Source organism: Ruegeria sp. BG9 (assembly GCF_056538305.1).
The window spans coordinates 1-3,263 of the sequence record NZ_JBQFSY010000021.1; the positions used below are offsets into that span (position 1 = coordinate 1).

General features: G+C 62.1%; 3 protein-coding genes. All 3 read right to left on the minus strand.

Going from position 1 to position 3,263, the window contains the following annotated elements; all coding sequences use genetic code 11:
• Positions 1-1,676: aminomethyl-transferring glycine dehydrogenase (locus ACR0I8_RS22005; protein WP_480703645.1), on the minus strand; the 1,676-nt coding region annotated here is incomplete at its 3' end.
• Positions 1,677-1,791: 115 nt separating this feature from the next.
• Positions 1,792-2,157, minus strand: a complete 366-nt coding sequence (gene gcvH, locus ACR0I8_RS22010; protein ID WP_170381008.1) for a glycine cleavage system protein GcvH — start codon at positions 2,155-2,157, stop codon at positions 1,792-1,794.
• 18 nt (positions 2,158-2,175) lie between these two features.
• The coding region (gene gcvT / locus ACR0I8_RS22015; protein WP_170693457.1) for a glycine cleavage system aminomethyltransferase GcvT at positions 2,176-3,263 on the minus strand (1,088 nt) is incomplete at its 5' end.

Consider the following 3,263-nt stretch of genomic DNA (forward strand, 5'->3'; position numbering starts at 1 on the left):
GAGATCGCATCATAGCCGGTGATCTGGCACAGCTTGTCGTTCAGATCGGCAATCATCTCGTGATAGCCCTGCGCCTGATCTTCGGGGCAGAACGGATGCAGATTGCCGAACTCGGGCCAGGTGACCGGGATCATCTCGATCGTAGCGTTCAGCTTCATGGTGCACGACCCCAGCGGGATCATCGCCCGGTCCAGCGCCAGGTCGCGGTCGGCCAGACGGCGCATATAGCGGGTCATCTCGGCCTCGGCCCGGTTCTTGTGGAAGATCTCGTGGGTCAGATAGGGCGTCTCGCGCAGCGCGTAGTCCGGCAGGCGGTACTGCTTGTTCGAACTGTCGTCTGTCTTGTCGATGCCAAAGGCCCCCCAGACAGCTTCGATGGTCTCGGGGCGGGTCTGTTCGTCCAGGCTGATGCCCACACGTGTATCGCCGACCTTGCGCAGGTTGACGCCCCGGGCCACTGCGGCCTCCATGACGGTCTTCTGCAGATGGCCGACCTCAACGGTGATGGTGTCGAAGAACACCTCGGGTTCGACCGAGAAGCCCGCCTCTTCCAAGCCAGCCGCCAGGCGCGAGGTCTTGCGGTGTACCGATTGCGCGATGGCCTTGATGCCATCGGGGCCGTGATAGACCGCATACATCGAGGCAATCACCGCCAGCAGCGCCTGCGCAGTACAGACGTTCGAGTTCGCTTTCTCGCGGCGAATGTGCTGCTCGCGGGTTTGCAGCGCGAGGCGATACGCTTTGTTGCCGCGGCTGTCGATGCTGACGCCGATGATCCGGCCCGGCATCGAGCGTTTCAGCTTGTCGGTGGTCGCCATATAAGCCGCGTGCGGGCCGCCATAGCCCATCGGCACGCCAAAGCGCTGGGTCGAGCCGATGGCGATATCCGCGCCCATCTCACCCGGTGACTTCAGCAGGGCCAGCGACAGGATGTCGGCGGCAACAATGGCGATGGCTTTATGTTCGTGCAGCGCGGCGATTTCCGATGTGAAGTCGCGCACATGGCCATGGGTGCCCGGGTATTGGAAGATCGCGCCAAAGACCGCGCCCGCATCCAGCGTGTCCGGATCGGCGACCTGCACGTCGATGCCCAGAGGCTCGGCGCGGGTTTTGATCACCGCGATGGTCTGCGGGTGGCAGTTCTTGTCGACGAAGAAGGCGGCGTTGTTGGCCTTGGACCGACCGCCGCGCTTGGCCATGGCCATGGCTTCGGCCGCAGCAGTGGCTTCGTCCAGCAAGGACGCGTTGGCCACGTCCAGCCCGGTCAGATCGCTGACCATGGTCTGGAAGTTCAACAGCGCCTCAAGACGGCCCTGGCTAATCTCGGGCTGATAAGGTGTGTAGGCGGTGTACCAGGCCGGGTTTTCCAGAATGTTGCGCAGGATCGGCGCAGGCGTCGTGGTGCCGTAATAGCCCTGACCGATCAGCGAGGTCAGAACCTTGTTCTTGCTCGCCACCTCTTTCATGTAGAACAGCGCATCGCGCTCGGTCATCGCCGGGCCCCAGTCCAGCGGCTCTTTCTGGCGGATCGCCGGCGGGACGGTGGCGTCGATCAGTTGGTCCAGCGTCTTGAAGCCGATCACCTTGAGCATGTCGCGCATCTCGGTCGGGCTGGGACCAATGTGGCGGCGATTGGCAAAGTCATAGGCTTCGTAGTCAGTCAGTTTGAAAGCCATTGCAGCGCTCCTATGAATAAGTCAGGTCGGGCGGAGACCACGCAGGCCCCCGATACATCATCACGAGCCGGTCCGGCCCGAACGGGCGGAGCCCTGCGCAGGGCTCCGGTCTGGATCAGCCGATGAAGTCCTTGTAGCCGGCCTCATCCATCAGATCTTCCAGCTGCGACGCGTCGGTGATCTTGATCTTGTAGATCCATGCCTCACCTTCGGGGTCTTCGTTCAGCGCGCCAGGATTGTCGGCCAGCGCCTCGTTGACCTCGACGATCTCGCCATCAACCGGGGCATAGAGTTCCGAGGCCGCTTTGACGGATTCAATCACACCGATCTCGCCGTCTTTCTCGAACTCGTCACCCACTTCCTGCTGTTCCACGAAGACCACATCGCCCAGCTGCTCGGCGGCATGTTTGGTGATGCCCAGAGTGGCCGTGTCGCCGTTCACGTCGATCCACTCGTGCTCTTCGGAATAATAGGTTGCCATCTTGTCTCTCTCCTGACTTCAACGCTTGTAATTCTGGGTGACGAAGGGCAGCGCCACGATCTCGGCCGGTTGTGGCTTGCCCCGAATGATCAGATTGACGGTCTCGCCCGGCTCACCATGGCCTGCGGACACATAGCCCATCGCAACGGGGCCACCGACCGTCGGGCCAAACCCGCCCGAGGTGATCTGGCCAATCGTGTTGCCTTCCGTGCACTGGATCTCAACGCCCTGACGCGCAGGCGCGCGGCCCTCGGGCTTGATGCCTACCAGCTTGCGGGATGCGCCCTCGGCCAGTTCGCGCTGGATGCGCTCGGCCCCCGGGAACCCGCCTTCTTCCTTGCGGCGCTTCTGGATCGCCCAGCTCAGCGAGGCTTCGATGGGTGAGGTGCTCTGGTCGATGTCATTGCCATAAAGGCACAGCCCGGCCTCCAGCCGCAGGCTGTCGCGCGCGCCCAGACCGGCCGCTTCGCAATCCTCATGCGCCAGGAAGGCGCGGGTGATCTCAATCGCCTTGTCCTCGGGGATCGAGATCTCGTACCCGTCCTCACCGGTATAGCCCAGGCGCGAGATACGGCATTCGACGCCGTTGATATCGGCCACGGTGGTTTCCATGAACTTCAGATCGCGGGCGGGCGGGCAAAGCTCACCCACAACGTTCTCCGCTGCGGGGCCTTGCACCGCAACCAGCGCGCGGTCGAAGATCTCGGTCACTTCGACGCCGTCCAGATTGGCCTGCATATGCGGGATATCCTGATGGCGCAGCGCCGCGTTCACCACCACAAAATAGTGATCCCCCGCGTTTGACACGATCAGGTCATCCATGATCCCGCCGTCTTCATTCGTAAAGAACCCGTACCGCGCCTTGCCTTCCTTCAGCGTTGCATAGGCCTGCGGGCAAAGCGCCTCGAGCTTCTCGCCCACATTCTCACCGCGCAGGGTCACCTGACCCATATGGCTCACATCAAACACAGCCGCCTTCTCACGACACTGCTTGTGCTCCCCCATAATCCCCAACGGATACTGAACAGGCATCTCCCAGCCCGCAAAATCAACCATCTTTCCACCCAACTCAACGTGAAGAGAGTAAAGTGGAGTGCGATTCGGTG